This is a genomic window from Sphingomonas sp. (genome assembly GCF_965200105.1).
Lineage (GTDB): Bacteria > Pseudomonadota > Alphaproteobacteria > Sphingomonadales > Sphingomonadaceae > Solisphingomonas.
The window spans coordinates 665,471-679,000 of the sequence record NZ_CBDATN010000003.1; the positions used below are offsets into that span (position 1 = coordinate 665,471).

General features: G+C 65.4%; 15 protein-coding genes and 2 pseudogenes. 9 read left to right on the forward strand and 8 right to left on the reverse strand.

Translation table 11 applies throughout. From position 1 onward, the window contains the following. Window positions 1-334 precede the first annotated feature (334 nt). On the forward strand, window positions 335-1,243 hold the full coding sequence (locus ACOFKX_RS16145) for an alpha/beta hydrolase family protein (protein WP_419828077.1): 909 nt from the start codon (window positions 335-337) through the stop codon (window positions 1,241-1,243). 211 nt (window positions 1,244-1,454) lie between these two features. Continuing rightward, window positions 1,455-1,610, forward strand: coding sequence for a hypothetical protein (locus ACOFKX_RS16150; RefSeq protein ID WP_419828078.1), 156 nt, complete (start codon window positions 1,455-1,457; stop codon window positions 1,608-1,610). On the opposite strand, the pseudogene ACOFKX_RS16155 reads toward ACOFKX_RS16150, so the two are convergent. Beyond that, a pseudogene (locus ACOFKX_RS16155) lies at window positions 1,611-2,009 on the reverse strand (tyrosine-type recombinase/integrase); the annotation flags it as partial. A 648-nt stretch (window positions 2,010-2,657) separates the two neighbouring features. Between ACOFKX_RS16155 and ACOFKX_RS16160 the strand changes: the two are divergent. Together ACOFKX_RS16160 and ACOFKX_RS16165 are read left to right on the forward strand one after the other, a co-directional pair. After that, window positions 2,658-2,826 (forward strand): annotated as a pseudogene (locus tag ACOFKX_RS16160) (transposase); the annotation flags it as partial. Window positions 2,827-2,913: 87 nt separating this feature from the next. Further along, a complete protein-coding gene (locus ACOFKX_RS16165) occupies window positions 2,914-3,639 on the forward strand; it encodes an SDR family oxidoreductase (protein WP_419828079.1) in 726 nt (241 codons plus the stop codon). A gap of 108 nt (window positions 3,640-3,747) precedes the next feature. On the opposite strand, the gene ACOFKX_RS16170 is transcribed toward ACOFKX_RS16165, so the two are convergent. Further along, complete coding sequence (locus ACOFKX_RS16170; protein WP_419828080.1) at window positions 3,748-4,146, reverse strand: VOC family protein; 399 nt, start codon at window positions 4,144-4,146, stop codon at window positions 3,748-3,750. 86 nt (window positions 4,147-4,232) lie between these two features. On the opposite strand from ACOFKX_RS16170, the gene ACOFKX_RS16175 reads away from it, so the two are divergent. After that, window positions 4,233-4,931, forward strand: coding sequence for a helix-turn-helix transcriptional regulator (locus ACOFKX_RS16175; protein ID WP_419828081.1), 699 nt, complete (start codon window positions 4,233-4,235; stop codon window positions 4,929-4,931). A 160-nt stretch (window positions 4,932-5,091) separates the two neighbouring features. Here ACOFKX_RS16175 and ACOFKX_RS16180 read toward each other — a convergent pair whose 3' ends face one another. Both ACOFKX_RS16180 and ACOFKX_RS16185 read right to left on the reverse strand, forming a co-directional pair. Then, window positions 5,092-5,316 carry a hypothetical protein gene (locus tag ACOFKX_RS16180; protein WP_419828082.1) on the reverse strand — a complete coding sequence of 75 codons (225 nt, stop codon included), beginning with the start codon at window positions 5,314-5,316 and terminating at the stop codon, window positions 5,092-5,094. Between the two features lie 55 nt (window positions 5,317-5,371). Beyond that, window positions 5,372-6,679 carry an IS701 family transposase gene (locus ACOFKX_RS16185; RefSeq protein WP_419827379.1) on the reverse strand — a complete coding sequence of 436 codons (1,308 nt, stop codon included), beginning with the start codon at window positions 6,677-6,679 and terminating at the stop codon, window positions 5,372-5,374. A gap of 377 nt (window positions 6,680-7,056) precedes the next feature. On the opposite strand from ACOFKX_RS16185, the gene ACOFKX_RS16190 reads away from it, so the two are divergent. Then, the gene (locus ACOFKX_RS16190) at window positions 7,057-7,302 is read left to right on the forward strand and encodes a hypothetical protein (protein ID WP_419828083.1); all 246 of its coding nucleotides are present in this window, start codon (window positions 7,057-7,059) and stop codon (window positions 7,300-7,302) included. A gap of 104 nt (window positions 7,303-7,406) precedes the next feature. Here ACOFKX_RS16190 and ACOFKX_RS16195 read toward each other — a convergent pair whose 3' ends face one another. Further along, the gene (locus ACOFKX_RS16195) at window positions 7,407-7,904 is read right to left on the reverse strand and encodes a PilZ domain-containing protein (RefSeq protein ID WP_419828084.1); all 498 of its coding nucleotides are present in this window, start codon (window positions 7,902-7,904) and stop codon (window positions 7,407-7,409) included. A 292-nt stretch (window positions 7,905-8,196) separates the two neighbouring features. Here ACOFKX_RS16195 and ACOFKX_RS16200 point away from each other — a divergent pair, with 292 nt between their 5' ends. Further along, window positions 8,197-9,108 carry a flagellin gene (locus ACOFKX_RS16200; RefSeq protein ID WP_419828085.1) on the forward strand — a complete coding sequence of 304 codons (912 nt, stop codon included), beginning with the start codon at window positions 8,197-8,199 and terminating at the stop codon, window positions 9,106-9,108. Between the two features lie 182 nt (window positions 9,109-9,290). On the opposite strand, the gene ACOFKX_RS16205 is transcribed toward ACOFKX_RS16200, so the two are convergent. Continuing rightward, a complete protein-coding gene (locus ACOFKX_RS16205; RefSeq protein ID WP_419828086.1) occupies window positions 9,291-9,470 on the reverse strand; it encodes a hypothetical protein in 180 nt (59 codons plus the stop codon). 148 nt (window positions 9,471-9,618) lie between these two features. Here ACOFKX_RS16205 and ACOFKX_RS16210 point away from each other — a divergent pair, with 148 nt between their 5' ends. Continuing rightward, on the forward strand, window positions 9,619-9,798 hold the full coding sequence (locus ACOFKX_RS16210) for an EexN family lipoprotein (protein WP_419828087.1): 180 nt from the start codon (window positions 9,619-9,621) through the stop codon (window positions 9,796-9,798). 1,763 nt (window positions 9,799-11,561) lie between these two features. On the opposite strand, the gene ACOFKX_RS16215 is transcribed toward ACOFKX_RS16210, so the two are convergent. Further along, complete coding sequence (locus tag ACOFKX_RS16215) at window positions 11,562-11,903, reverse strand: hypothetical protein (protein ID WP_419828088.1); 342 nt, start codon at window positions 11,901-11,903, stop codon at window positions 11,562-11,564. A 42-nt stretch (window positions 11,904-11,945) separates the two neighbouring features. Here ACOFKX_RS16215 and ACOFKX_RS16220 point away from each other — a divergent pair, with 42 nt between their 5' ends. Further along, the gene (locus ACOFKX_RS16220; protein WP_419828089.1) at window positions 11,946-12,218 is read left to right on the forward strand and encodes a DUF6771 family protein; all 273 of its coding nucleotides are present in this window, start codon (window positions 11,946-11,948) and stop codon (window positions 12,216-12,218) included. Between the two features lie 513 nt (window positions 12,219-12,731). Here ACOFKX_RS16220 and ACOFKX_RS16225 read toward each other — a convergent pair. Then, window positions 12,732-13,037: a hypothetical protein gene (locus tag ACOFKX_RS16225; protein ID WP_419828090.1), complete on the reverse strand. Its 306-nt coding sequence runs from the start codon at window positions 13,035-13,037 to the stop codon at window positions 12,732-12,734. Window positions 13,038-13,530 lie beyond the last annotated feature (493 nt).

Below are 13,530 nucleotides of genomic sequence, written 5' to 3' on the forward strand. Positions count from 1 at the left end.
CGCGTTGTTAAGAGCGTAACCGACTTCTAGGATCCCGCCGTGTCAAAGCAAGAAGCTTCTCGGATATGGCGCCTTTCGGCCTTTGCGGTTGTCATACCAGTCTTAAAGTCAGGATGCTAAGCTCGTTTCATCAAACGCCTGCCGCTGAAACTGATCGCAGCATGGCTGCGGGAGATAATACTAGAGTCAATCGCCGTCGCCTTGCTTCCTTAAACCTGACCGAGTGTTGGAATCATCCTCGATTACAAGCGATGCGAGGCTTTGTCTTGGGGGAGCTGGTCCAACGTTTCGCAGGTCGTAACATGCGCGATTTCAGCTAGCCGGAGATAAGTCGATGCAGATCGGGGTTCCGTCCAAACGCCACCTGCGGTCCTTAGTGCTGCTTTGCGTCGCGTTGACGTCCGTGTTTCTAGCGATCAGTCGGGTCGTGCGTAGTGCCGACCAGAGGGTCGCTGTGGCCTCGAAACCGCTCATCACGATCACCTATGGCCGGGATCCGCTGCAGGTCGCGGACTTGCGTGTTCCAGCGAGGCGAGGCCGCATTCCGGTCGCGGTCCTGATTCACGGCGGATGCTGGCAATCGGATGCCAATGCGCGATCCGGTCTCGCGGGCTTCGCCGACGCGCTCGGCAAGCGTGGCTTCGCGACTTGGAACGTCGAATATCGCGGCATCGGCTATCCAGGCGGCGGCTGGCCCGGGACATTTCAAGACGTCGCCGCCGCCGTCGATAAGCTGGCGGAGATCGCGCCGCGCTACCGGCTCGACATGACAAGCGTGACGATCGTGGGGCATTCGGCTGGTGCCCACCTGGCTTTATGGGTGGTGTCACGACCCAAACTTCCTAGGCCGTGGTCGGCTACGACATTGCGTCCAGTCAGCGTCGTCGCGATCGATGGACCAGGAGCATTGGAGACCTTCGTCGGCCCTGATGCTAGATCGTGTGGGCACCCCGTCATCGTCCCGCTGATGGGCGGAACTCCGGCCGAGAAGCCTGTGGAATATCGCTTGGCGTCTCCCGCGAACCACCTCCCGCTCGGCCTGCATCAAATCTTGATCGGCGCCGATCTCAAAGACGTCATGCGGCCCTATGTCGCCGCTGCCGAGGCGAGTGGCGACACCGTCGACGTCTACGATCCCAATCGTGCGCACCATTTCGACGTGGTAACGCGCGGGAACAAGTATGGCGAAGCCGTCGCCGATCTCATTGCCGCCAAGGCGCTGGTTCCCACCTCAGCCAAATGACCACGTGTCTTGAGCGCCGCAGTTAGCCTAAGTTTTAGGCCCGAGGCAGCGTAGCTTGCCGACGACCGCCGCCGCGTGTCGAGGCCCCTGTCGATGCGGGCGGAGACCAGCACGACGGCGAGGTCGGCTTGCTGACGTTCGCGCCGCACGCCGCGCGAGCGCCCGCAGCCCGCGGAGTAAATCGTCGTCGGCACTGCACGGCGGCGGCGGCGTGACCGGCACGACGATGTCGGCGGCGAAGGTTCGGTTAGAGGTCATGGCTATCTCCATCGTGCACGCTGCGGAGCGCGCTCACGCACCGGCGCGGCAAAAAGAGTTCGGGGACGCGCCCACGCTCGGCGGCCGGGCGGGCGTGGACGACGTGTAGTCAGGTGGCGGCATCGAGCATGGCGGCGCCCGCCTCGACGGCGGCGAGCAGCGCGTCGTTGGCGAGGTGCGAGTACCTCGCGGTCGACGCGACGTTGGCGTGGCCCAGCACCTTGCCGACCGTGTAGAGGTCCACGCCCGCGCCCGCCCTCGCCGACGCCGCCGAGTGCGGCAGGTCGTGGATGCGCAAGCCCGCCAGGCCCGCCGCCGCGCCCGCCGACCGGAAGCCGTGCTCAATCGTGGCGAGGTGCCGCGACGGGTCGCGCGGGGTTGGGAACAGGAACTCGCCCCGCGGCAGGCCCGCCACCACCGCCAGCGCCGCGCGGCTGAGCGGCACGTGCCGCGACCGCCCCGTCTTGGAGGTCGGCACGAACAGCGTGCGGCGCTCGGCGTCGAGGTCGCGCCAGCGCGCGACAGCAACTCCGACACGCGCATGCCGGTGAGCAGCAGCAGCAGCCGCAGGACCGCCGGGAGCTGCCCGTTGCGCGTACCCGCCGCCGCCGCGTCCGCGATGTCGATCTTGTCCGGGCGCGACGAGGCGCCCGCCGGCGGAGCGGCGTCAAGTTGCATGGGTGTCTCTCACCGAGTTTGATTAGCCTGGCTGGCGCTACTGAACAGGACGGGTGAGTGGACTTTCTTACGTGTCTTACAGATTGTCAGGTCCATATTCATCGGGTTGATTGCGAGTTTAGCGACGGGTTAACTATCCATATAGTTCACGGAGCTTGTCTTTCTAGATTTTATCCGGTTTTCTGCCTCCCTATGACTAAGCAACCGAGCGGTGATTAGTAAGATACAGCGCGTTCTTAAGTACTGCCGAGTTACTGGCGTCTGACGGTGTTTATCAGCGCCTCGCTAAGAGGCTGTGTCAGAACGCTGACGTAACGGTGTACGATCGGGTTTCGATGTGATTCCGGGCGGTTGCTAGACCAGACCTGGAAGGCATCATGTGGAACCCGACCGCCCGCGCCGGGCATATGCCAGCCCGTGCGTCGCCATGGCGACCGCCGTCAACATCGAGATCGTGCGCAAAATCGCCAACCAGACCGGCTTCGTCGTCCACCTGCGGCGGTGGGGCGGTCGAGCGCACCTTCGCCTGGCTCAACCGCAACCGCCGCCTCGCCAAGGACTTCGGGCACACCATCAGGTCCGCCACCGCCTTCCTCTACGCCGCATCAGCCATGCTGCTCATCCGACGCAAAACTCGCTACGCATGAGATTCGAGATGGGCTCTGAGACGGTGTCGTCAGGAAAAAACGCGATCGGCGCGTTGAGTGTGTTCGCGTGAGGAAGGACATAACCGAATGACCAACGTGGTGGCAGTCACGGGAGCGAGCAGTGGCATCGGCGAAGCCGTGGCGTTGCATCTTGCAAAGCAAGGCGTTCAGCTTGTCCTCGCGGCGCGAGGCGAGGACAAGCTGAACGCGCTGGTGGCTCGGATTGGAGACTCTGGAGGAACGGCAGTTGCCGTGTCAGCAGATGTGTCCCGGCGCGACCATATGGTGAGGGTGGTTAATACAGCCCGTCACCGCTTTGGTCGCCTCGATGTACTCGTGAGCTGTGCCGGTGCCATGCCGATCGGGCCGATGGACGACCTCGCTGTCGATGACTGGAATCAGATGGTCGATGTAAACCTAAAAGGGGTTCTATACGGAATCGCCGCTGCGCTGCCCGTCTTCAGGGAGCAGGATAGTGGCCATTTCGTCAACATCGCTTCTACCGCCGCCCGTAAGACTACGCCCAACCAAGCTGTCTATTCAGCGACCAAAGCTGCGGTGTTGGCGCTGTCCGACGGACTTCGCCAGGAGTTTGCCGGAAAGCTGCGGGTCACAGTCATCTCACCCGGCTTCACCGAGACTGACTTTATCAGCCATGTCCGCGACGATCAACTAAGAGCGCAGATGCAGGAAGCGGCGGCTAAATTTGCGATGGACCCGCAGGCAGTGGCCAAAGCCGTTGGCTATGCGATCGAACAGCCCGAAGAAGTGAATATCGGAGAGATTGTGATCCGATCGTTGAATCAGCCTTGATCGTCGGCAGACGCGCAAGCTTCTCGATCCTCCATCCCTTGCGAGACGGCCTCGGACGTCTCGACCTCCTTCGCTTGAGGGAAAGCACGCGTCGGGCGGGAACAGAGTCTATTGTGGTCCGAAACGGGCTTTTGCAGCATCCGTAAACGGCATGAAGATGCTGACGGCCGAGCCTTCCGGATCACGGACCTGAAACGTGCGATTGCCCCATGGCAGTAGCTTGGGTTCATGCACCAGTTCGCCTTTGCCGTTCAGGCGATCGAAGACGGCATCTACGTCCTCAACCATGAATTCCAGGATGGCCGTTCGATTGACACCCGGCTCCGCGCTGCCTTCGGCGAAGGCTGCCACAGTCTCCGCACTGCCGATGGCCAGCGTCGCGGCTGGCGTGACGATCTCGGCGAACTGCGGCGCGAGCCATTCGGCGGTCTGATCAGTCACCAACTCGTAGAAGGCGACCATCGCCTTGATGTCGGCGGCGATCAGGCGAACGGAGGCGAACTTCATGATGACATCCTGGTTGATGGCTTGCGTGCGGCGGCCTTGTACCGCAGCACTGCTGACAGCGTTGTGTCAGCAGGAGTCATCAGCGGGTGCGTCGCACCGATCGCCTCTTTCGTATCATACAGCTTCTTCGACGATCGAGGCGGCCTGTGACCGGCGCTGCCTTGGCGGCCGAGCTGGAGATATCAACGCGCACGCTGTACCGCGACATGGCCGAACTCATGGCGCAGCGGGTGCCGATCACCGGCGAAGCCGGCCTCGGCTATCTGCTGGCGGCCGACTACGACATGCCGCCGCTGATGCTGACTCAGATGGAATTGGAAGCCATCGTTCTTGGCGCGCAGTGGGTCGCGGGGCGCGATGATCCACTTCTCTCCCCTGCCGCAAGCGATGTCTTGGCGAAGATCGCGTCGGCCGTTCCTGCGCATCTCCGACCGTTCGTCATGGCACCGAGTACCGGCGTTCCACCGCGCCTTATTTCGGTGAAGGAGGTCGTGGACGCGGCGACCCTCCGAAATGCGATCCGCTCACGGTCGAAGCTACGCCTTCTCTACCGCGCTGGGAATGCCGAGAAGACCGAGCGAACGGTCTGGCCGATCGTCCTGGGTTATTCGGATGCCAGTCGCATTCTGATTGCTTGGTGTGAGGCGCGGCAGGGATTTCGTCATTTCCGCACCGATCGGATGTTAGCCGCCGAAGCTCTAGATCAGCCCATCCCAGAGTCGAAGGGCAATCTGCATCGCAAGTGGGAAGAGTGGCGAGCCGCCGAGCTTGCCAGAAGCAAGTAGGAGGCCTTCCGATCAACCATCCTGTTTCAGAACGCCGACCGCACAGGTGATTGGCGCCCGTGCTCAACCCCTCCGTGGCCAACATGAACAGTGGCCGGATTTGGGGAGCTGCAAAATGACCGCGAACGGCTGGGTATGGGTCTTCCCGTACCCCCCGGGTTCAGATCACGACGTCCTCGTGCTCGGTGACGACCCTCAGCGTGACGCGCTCGGCGGCGCGTGCCGGCTTGCCGCAGACGATGCACGCCGCCGAGAGGTAAACCTGGGCGTCGCCGAGGCGGCTGGAGTGGGCGGCGTCCGCAAGCTCGTTGCGCAGCTCCCGGCAGGCGCACGGCCCATGCTCAGCGACGGCGATTGCTGCAATCTCAGCGGGGCTCTCGATCATGCCGGGCGCCTAGCACTACTTTGGCATTTTTGTAGTTGAGGTTGTCGCAAGCGGCTTATTGCAATGGGGGCAGTGTGTCGGTGGCGGTCGTGCGAAGATGTCGAGGATGGCCTGCCTGACGGCCGGCATGCTCGGTTGCGGTGGTGGTCCCCCGACTCTTTTTTTTCCGTCCCGCTGCCGTGAGGCGGCGGGACTGGAGGAAGGCGTAGGCGATCATCGACATCAGCGCATGTCGGTGTAGCCCTGTCCACGACCGGCCCTCGAAGTGGTCGAGGCCGAGTTCCTCTTTGAGCTGCTGATGCGCCTGTTCGCAGATCCATCGTGCCTTGATGGCGCCGGCGAGCGTCTTGATCGACGTGTCGGCAGGCAGGTTCGAGAGATAGTATTTGCGCTCGCCGGTCGAGCGATGCTCGCCGACCAGCCATACTTCCTCGCCCGGCAGATGCTGGTTGCCCATGTCACGGATACGCTGGGTCGGACCGTCGGCTACGCGCACGCGCAAGGCCGCGAAGCGCGCGGCCAGCCGACCTTTCGTGCCGCGCCGCCAGCTGACCTGTTTCCACGGCTGTCCGGCCAGCAGCGTCTCGGCAGCGACGGACTTGCTGTCGGGGATATGGTGCTGGCGAGGCCGCCCGTGGCCTGCCACCGGGAAGATCATCGCGACATCGGCCGCATATACCTTCTGTCGCCCCGGTATGCCGACCGCCCAGGACAGGCTACGCTCGCTCAGCGCCTGGCGGAACGGCGCGCTCATCCCGTAGCCGGCGTCCGCGAGCACGCAGCCGAAGCGCACGCCCGCGGCCCTTACCTTGTCGATCTCCTCGATGGCGATCTCCGGCTTGGTCAGGGCAGCCTGCCGGTCGGCGGGCACTTTCGCCTTCGCCATGCGTCCCGGGTCGCCGGTCCAGCTCTCCGGCAGGAACAGGCGCAAGCCCACCATCACCGGCACCTCGCGCGATGCCAACGTCACCGACACCATCGTCTGGCAGTTCGCGTTCTTGCCGAGCGACGAGGCATATTGCGGCGCCACGCCGACCGAGTGCCGCCCTTTCTTCGGCATGGCGGTATCGTCGATGACGAGGAAGGCTCCGGCGCCACCCACCAACCGGTCGGCCTCGCTCAGCAGCGCCGCCTCGAGCGGTGCACTGTCCCAGACACCCGCGGCGACGAAGTGGTGGAGCTGGTCATAGCCGGCCTCACCGCCACGAGCGGCCATCGGTTGCACGCTCTTGCGATCGCCGGGACCGATCAGACCAGCGACATACTGCGGACACATCCTGCGTCGCGCTGGATGCGACAGCCCCGCCAGGAACGGCTCAAGCCATCGCTCCAGATCGCTTCGCCAGCCCTCGTCCACCACCATCGCCATCGATCCGTCAGCCTACACTGACACACGAGAATCAACGACGATCCCAGCCGGCTCCTCTAACCTGCCAAAGTAGTGCTAGGCGGGAGAAGCTAAGCGGGCGTGAACGGCGGCTGCGGAGCCTTGCTCGAAAAGCGGCGCGCGTTGAAGCGGCAGCAGGCATCAGCTCTACGACGCCTTTGCCCCACAAGGACTAAGCTCCATGTTCAACGCGATCATCAAGACCCGACTTGATGACGCGCTGCCTATAAAGGCGTCATTCGTTCACTGTTCGTCAACCATAACATTCTTGGATCAAATATGATTTCGCGTAGTTTTGCAGCCGTACTAAACGACACCGCAATCATTCAAGGCGGCATGAAAGGACAGCGAACATGAAGGCTCTGATCGTTATCTCCGCTCTTTGCCTGGCCAGTGCTGCGTCCGCTCACGGGCAGGGCCCTTCCCAGCGCTCGGCGAAGGACTCGGCCGCCGATCGCGGCGTATCCCAGGTAGCCCTCAAAGAGCGTATGGGGCAGCTCCAGCTCAACATGCTCGTCGACAGCATCGTCCAGGAGGACGAGAAGTCGGTAAAAATCGCGCAGCGTTCGGACCGAGCCTACGCCTTGAACCAGCGCTAAGCCGAAGGCTGTATCTCTGACGCTCAATCGCGGCGAAATCGAACGGGAGTGAATTGGCAGGCGGCACTACGCGCTGCGCGTGCCCAGCTGTGCCGCAACTCCCACTAAATGGCGAGGTAGAGCAGTAGCAGCCCGAGCCCGATCAAGAGCGGCAACCAGCCGCTGTAGCGGAGACCATCACCGTCAGGGTCGAGGACGGCGCGCGTTCCGGCAGCGCCCCGCATGGCATTACCGCTATCGGCGACGAAGCCGGCGCGCAGCGGAATTGGAAGCTGCGGGATGGCGACGCTCACGACCGTTCTCGCCCGTTGCGTCGCGGCTAACGCGCGCGGGTCGAGCGGCAGCATGAACTCCACCGCCACACCTCCTGGCGTATCCCGGACGACGCGCGCCATCTGCATGCCGGCGCCGGCGATGCCGAGGCTGACGAGCGTGCCCACGGGCAAATCCGCCCCCGCCTCCGCCTCCAGCAGCGCTCCCGTCAGGGATAGGTCTCGCACCACCACGTCCACCGGGGCGCGGCTCGGGTCGCGCATCGTCGCCGGGCGCCCGAGCTGGACGCGGTCGGCGCGAATTACGGGAGACGTCGGTGCGATGCGCATACTCCCCTTGTAACGAGCTGCGGTTGCTGGCGCGTTAGCGGTGCCGTGGAATAACTGCTTGCCCGTCCGCAACACTGATGCGGCGAGGTGCTGCAAACAGCGCCCTGGCAAGAAGGCGGCTGCTACGGCGCTTGGTAGCTGGAGCACAATCGTGCGCTAGCGGGGCGGCCTCTTCCTGTGCAGGCCTTCGCGACGGCTCAGTGACTCTAAATGTCGTCGGCTGGCGGTCGTTACTCGAGCAGAACCGGCGGACCTGCCGCCCGGTCTGAAGCGAGCGGAAAAGGTCTTCCTCATGACGGTCATCAACTCCAACTCGTCCGCGCTGCGCGCCCAGAACGGCAGCCGCATGGCCGACCAGCAGCTTCAGACCGCGATGGCGCGCCTGTCGTCGGGCAAGCGCATCAACTCGGCGTCCGATGATGCGGCCGGTCTCGCCATCTCGAACTCGATGACGTCGCAGATCACCGGCATGAACCAGGCGATCCGCAACGCCAACGACGGCGTGTCGCTGGTCCAGACCGCCGACGGTGCGATGTCCGAAGTTTCCAACATGCTTCAACGCGTCCGCGAGCTCGCGGTGCAGTCGGCGTCCGGCACCTACTCCGACGACGATCGCGCCAACATGCAGACCGAGGTCGGCCAGCTCACCGCGCAGATCACGAGCACGCTGACCAACACGCAGTTCAACGGGGTGACGCTGTTCAAGACGGCGTCTGGCTCGAACGCCGCGGCCGCGGCGACGACCGTGAACATCCAGGCCGGTGCGTCGGGTGCCACGAGCGATCAGATCGCTATCAAGATCGGCGGCATGGATCTCAGCGGCGTCGCCACTGCGGTTCCGTCCGCCGGCGTCTCGGCGGCGGCAGCCGGCGTCGCGGGTCAGCTCAACGTATCGAACACCGGCGGCACCGCCACCGGCATCGGCAACGCGCAGGCCACCATCGGCAACGTCGATGCGCTGTTGAAGCAGGTCAACTCGGTGCGCGCCGGCTTGGGTGCGGCGCAGAGCCAGCTCAACTCCGCGGTGAACAACCTGACGAACAACGTCACCAACCTAACGGACGCCCGCAGCCGCATCTCGGACGCGGACTTCTCGGCCGAGACCACCAACCTCGCCAAGGCCCAGATCCTCAGCCAGGCCTCCACCGCCATGCTGGCACAGGCCAACCAGTCGCAGCAGGGCGTGCTCAAGCTCCTCCAGTAAGGCTACATCGTCCTACTGAAGGCTGAATGGATGGTCCTCGGCGCAACCGCTCCCCCGCGCCGGGGGCCATTCTTGTTATACCAGCAGCGAGCCGGCGGCGGGGTGCCGATGGGGCAAAGGCTGGCGCCTCCGCGCCGTCTGCGAACCCGTCCGCCGATCGACCTAAGCGGTAGCCGGCTGGCTCAGCGCTGTCGGTTTGGCAGATCCTCGACATCGACGGTCACCCTGACGGGTTCGCCCGCCGGGCCGTCGAGCGCCGCCGCCACTTCCTTACCGTCCTTCGACACCTTCAGCTCACCGGCCACGCCGATCTCCTGAAGTGCCGACTGGATGACGGTCGCTACCCCTTCGGCATCTGCCATGTCGTGTCTCTCGGGCTGGTGGGCGGCGTCGGCCGCCGCATCGTCAGAGATGGCGTGCGGCGGCGAGATAACAAGGGTTAACCGGGGCAAAGTCGATCGTCCCCGGCGGCAAAGTTGCACGACGGCTGCTTCTGCTAGGCGCGACCCCGTGAAACGCCTCACGACCCTCGTAGCGCTGATCGTCCTGGCAGCGTGCCAAGAACCCCAGTCGACGAACTACTACCGCGCACACATCGAAAAGCGCGATCGGAAGATCGACGCGTGCCTCGCCGCCGGTGATCTCGGAGCGGAATGCAAAAACGCAAAGGCGGCATATCCGACCAAGTAGCGTGCCACACGTCGCGATCCCGTTCGTCGCCGCTAAACGCTACGTGCAGCAAACAGAAGCTCGACGTTGAGCCTGATTGAAGAAGTGGGAACTTCTATACTACAGGACAGTTGACAAACCTGAGTGGCGCGGTTGGGGAGCCGATGCGCGACGCTCAACGCCCCGCCGTGCCGCCCCTCCCCCTGGGCATGTACGGCGGGGCGCTTTCATTTCCGCTGGGCCTTGTCATGTTCGATACGGAGCAGCCGCCCCGATCCCGTTCAGCGTCGAAACGGGCCGCGTGTGGGTCTTGGCTCGTCGAACTGCTTGTCCATCCACGCAAGCCGAGACGCGATGAGCGGCCTATCCTACCCGCACCTTGAAGCGGAACATCGACGCGCGAACCGCGTCGGCTGCCGAGCTGAAGCGATGTCGAGCCAGTGGTTGGCTTCGACGTTGAACACTCCCCACCGGTCCTCGTCGCGAACGTCGGCTAGCCGCTCCACGCGGTAGCGCAGCGGTGGGCCCGGCTGCGGATGAAATGGGTTCCGTTCATCGTGCGAGACTAATCCATGATAGCTAGCGCGCACGTGCGGGGAGCGCACGCATCGACGATGGTCGTCCGAAGGAGAGACTTGTCTCCAAGAAGAGCGTTGACGAGGGGCCGGACGCGTCTTCACTTCACAAGTCCGTGGCGGAATGCGGGTGCTTTATGACAGACACAACAGCAGCCCATCAGGCTGAGCCAGGATTAAGCGATCACGCTAATCGTGCGGAGGTCGACGCCCTGGTCAAGTGGCTTGAGAAGGCTCTCTCTGACGCGATAGCAGGCGTCGCGCCGCGAGCGCGCCAGCTGAGAGTACGCCACGAACTTGAGACGACCCCCGGCGCTCGCCGCGACGATCGTCGCCATCGCGAGACGGCAGCGCTCGCTCTGGCATTCGCGGCGGCCGCGCTACCGATTGTCGGCTACGGTGTCCTTCAGCGATCCTCGGCAACCGCGTTCTTCTCGCAGCCGCCGGCGATACCGGTCGAGGAACCCCGATACCCCGACACTTCCGGTCGGTCTTCCCCGTCGACGACCGTCAGGCGCGACGTCGCGCCCGGATCTCCGCCGGCGCTGGAGGCCGGTGCGCGTACGCCGGCCCGCCAGGGGAACACGGCAATTGATCCCGTTCCCACGAGGAGGCTCAGGAGCCATCATCGGGCGACCGTCGCTTCCGGCCAGAACGCAGCGAGCGATGAAGCGCGAACTCGGCGCCTGAACCTGCGAGAGCTGCATCGCATCGTCAAACATCGTAGGAGCGCCGCTCGGGAAGCAGGTCGCAATCGCGGCACGGCTAACGCGCCTGTCGAACGGACGCCATACGTTCGGCCAGCGGCCGAAAAGCCGGTCGGCGCTGAGCACGACAACTCGGCGCAGGCTTACGCCGACGACGCGGCGATCACCCGCCGCCTGAATTTGCTCGAGCGACAGCGGGAGCGGCGGCGCGATAGGAATCAATGAAGGGTAGTAAGTTCACTGCACGGAAGCGGCGGGTAGCCACGCGTTCCCGACCAGGGAGGTAGGCGGTTGCCTAGCGTTGCCGCCGTCGAACTCGCAGCGGTGCAGCTCTTTGGGGAACCCCGCGGCGCTACTCGCAGCAGCTGTGGACCGAGGCTCAGGGCGGCCCAAAACGACGGACCAGCATGGCCGCATGCTCTTCGCGATCCGCGCATCGGCGATCAAGCTGCCCGAGCAGCATTAAAACGACGCCTTATATCAGCCCCTCAAGGACCTGGTATCAGTGGCCGCCCTCCACCCACGCCACGCCGACCGTCCGGAAGGCCTCCGCCAGCGCCGCCTCGATCTCCAGAGCCTCCCACCGCCGCATCGGGTTCAGGTGGGCGACGAGCTCCGGCAACAGCCGCACGCCGAAGCGGCGGACGGCGCCGCTGGCCTTGTAGCCGGCGCGGTGCTGGTCGAAGCGGAGGTCGGGGTCGCGCCCCGTCTGGCCGACGTAGAGGCCCCACCTGCTCGCCAGCGCCGCGTCGCGCAGCAGCACGACGTAGACGGAGTGGCCGGCGCCGGACTTGCCGGCGGTGACGGCGCGCAGCGAGCGGGCGGCGCGGGCGGTCCTCCTCATCCACTCCGGTTCAGGCATGGTCGTCACATCACGCGACGGAGCTTGGCGCGCAACCCCAAGGGCGACGCTGGAGGGCTTGCCGCGCCGGATGCGTTCCTGCATTGTTCTCGCATGATGGACACCAACGAGTCGGCCCGGCGGATCGCGGCGGTGCTCGCGGAGAGCCCCATGTGGTGCAGGCTGGCGCTCACCGCGCAGAAGGACCACCTGCGCGAACGGGCCGCCGAGCAGATGGCCGAGCTGATCGTCCACCGCCTCTCCGAGCCGGAGCCGCGCACCGCCGGCGCGCAGGGCGAACTGCCGGGGCTCCGCTAACGAGGTCGACTGGGCCGCCGGATCGACGCCCCCCCCCGGGCATCGGCCATGCCGCCCAAGCAGCCTTGACGCCAAGAGGGCGTGCGTGGACGAAGCGGATCGTGGCATCCACCTAAAGCAGCGGCTCGCGGTCAGCAACTACGCCGCACAAGCAGTCAACCTGCTCGCGATCCACCTGCCGATGCCGCCGCCGAGTGGAGGAAGGAGCTGCCGGATCAGTTCGTCAGGTTTTCAGTTTGTCGGCCTCTCCTCGACGCGCTGCCCGGCGGCGGAAACCTGCGAAGCTGGAGCCTCGGTGGCTCGGGCGTCGCCCCCCCCCCCACCCCGCCGGGCCCAAACGCGCCCGCACGGCCAATCCTGCGAAGTGAGGGCGCGCGCGGCGGGCCGCCGGGTCCGGGGGTGCTCGGCGGTCGCGGCGGCCGGCCTGCGCGGCGACCTGGCGCGTCCCTACGGACAGTCGTGCTGCTGCCCGACGCCGCGAGCCCTCCGTCAGCGCGGCCCGCGCCGCGGCGGCTAGGCGCACTCCGCTCCGTTCCGGTCGATCAGAGCGACGGGGCGCCCGGCGGGAGCTGGATGTCCTCTCCGGCCGCGCCGCGCTCCGGTCCCGCCTGCGCGCCGGGCGAGCGCGTCGAAGCTGGCGGGGACCACTGTCCTGCCGACGTAGCCTTTACAGAAGGCGCTCTTGTTGATGGAGGCCTCGACCGTCGCGTTGAACTCGCGGGCCTGCCGCAGGAGGTCGTCGGCCGTCTGTAGCGCGGACGCCGGGGACGGCAGCGACAGCGCCGCGGCGAGCGCCAACGTGGCGCGGTGGGTGTGCATGTTTCTTCTCCCTCGGTGGTGGTGTGCCGCGGACGCGCGGCGTCTCGCCGGGACGCGGGGGTGCGCCGGCGTTGCGTGTCGGTGTCGTAGCGATAGGCCGCCCCGCGTCTGCGGAGCGGCGCTCGGCTCACCTGCCGCCCCTATGTTCCTCTCGGGGCGACGGACGGAGCCGGATGTTGGAGACCTGTCGTGTGGCAGGCGCATGCGCCTTTACCGGCGAACCGGCTGGACATGCGCGCATGCCACCCGGCCCCGGACTTGCGTCCGCAACCGAGTTCACACGAGGAGGTTTCCACGCCAGCGCGGGCGGGCTTCGCAATAGGCTCGCGGGCGAAGGCCGGAGGCGACCTTCATATAAGATGCTCAATTTCCCGCGCGCTGCACATCCTCAGGCTTCCGTGGAAGCCAATCGGCTGGCCGGCGGCCGGCTATCCAGCGCTGCCGTGGCGCCCGCCGCCGTCCCGCGCTACGGCCGCCGCATGGACACGGATCG

Excerpts from the sequence above, each read along its gene's own strand:
- ACOFKX_RS16145 (WP_419828077.1), top strand. The coding sequence starts at position 335 with ATGCAGATCGGGGTTCCGTCCAAACGCCACCTGCGGTCCTTAGTGCTG.
- ACOFKX_RS16165 (WP_419828079.1), top strand. The coding sequence starts at position 2,914 with ATGACCAACGTGGTGGCAGTCACGGGAGCGAGCAGTGGCATCGGCGAA.
- ACOFKX_RS16170 (WP_419828080.1), bottom strand. The coding sequence starts at position 4,146 with ATGAAGTTCGCCTCCGTTCGCCTGATCGCCGCCGACATCAAGGCGATG.
- ACOFKX_RS16180 (WP_419828082.1), bottom strand. The coding sequence starts at position 5,316 with ATGATCGAGAGCCCCGCTGAGATTGCAGCAATCGCCGTCGCTGAGCAT.
- ACOFKX_RS16185 (WP_419827379.1), bottom strand. The coding sequence starts at position 6,679 with ATGGTGGTGGACGAGGGCTGGCGAAGCGATCTGGAGCGATGGCTTGAG.
- ACOFKX_RS16190 (WP_419828083.1), top strand. The coding sequence starts at position 7,057 with ATGAAGGCTCTGATCGTTATCTCCGCTCTTTGCCTGGCCAGTGCTGCG.
- ACOFKX_RS16195 (WP_419828084.1), bottom strand. The coding sequence starts at position 7,904 with ATGCGCATCGCACCGACGTCTCCCGTAATTCGCGCCGACCGCGTCCAG.
- ACOFKX_RS16200 (WP_419828085.1), top strand. The coding sequence starts at position 8,197 with ATGACGGTCATCAACTCCAACTCGTCCGCGCTGCGCGCCCAGAACGGC.
- ACOFKX_RS16205 (WP_419828086.1), bottom strand. The coding sequence starts at position 9,470 with ATGGCAGATGCCGAAGGGGTAGCGACCGTCATCCAGTCGGCACTTCAG.
- ACOFKX_RS16215 (WP_419828088.1), bottom strand. The coding sequence starts at position 11,903 with ATGAGGAGGACCGCCCGCGCCGCCCGCTCGCTGCGCGCCGTCACCGCC.
- ACOFKX_RS16225 (WP_419828090.1), bottom strand. The coding sequence starts at position 13,037 with ATGCACACCCACCGCGCCACGTTGGCGCTCGCCGCGGCGCTGTCGCTG.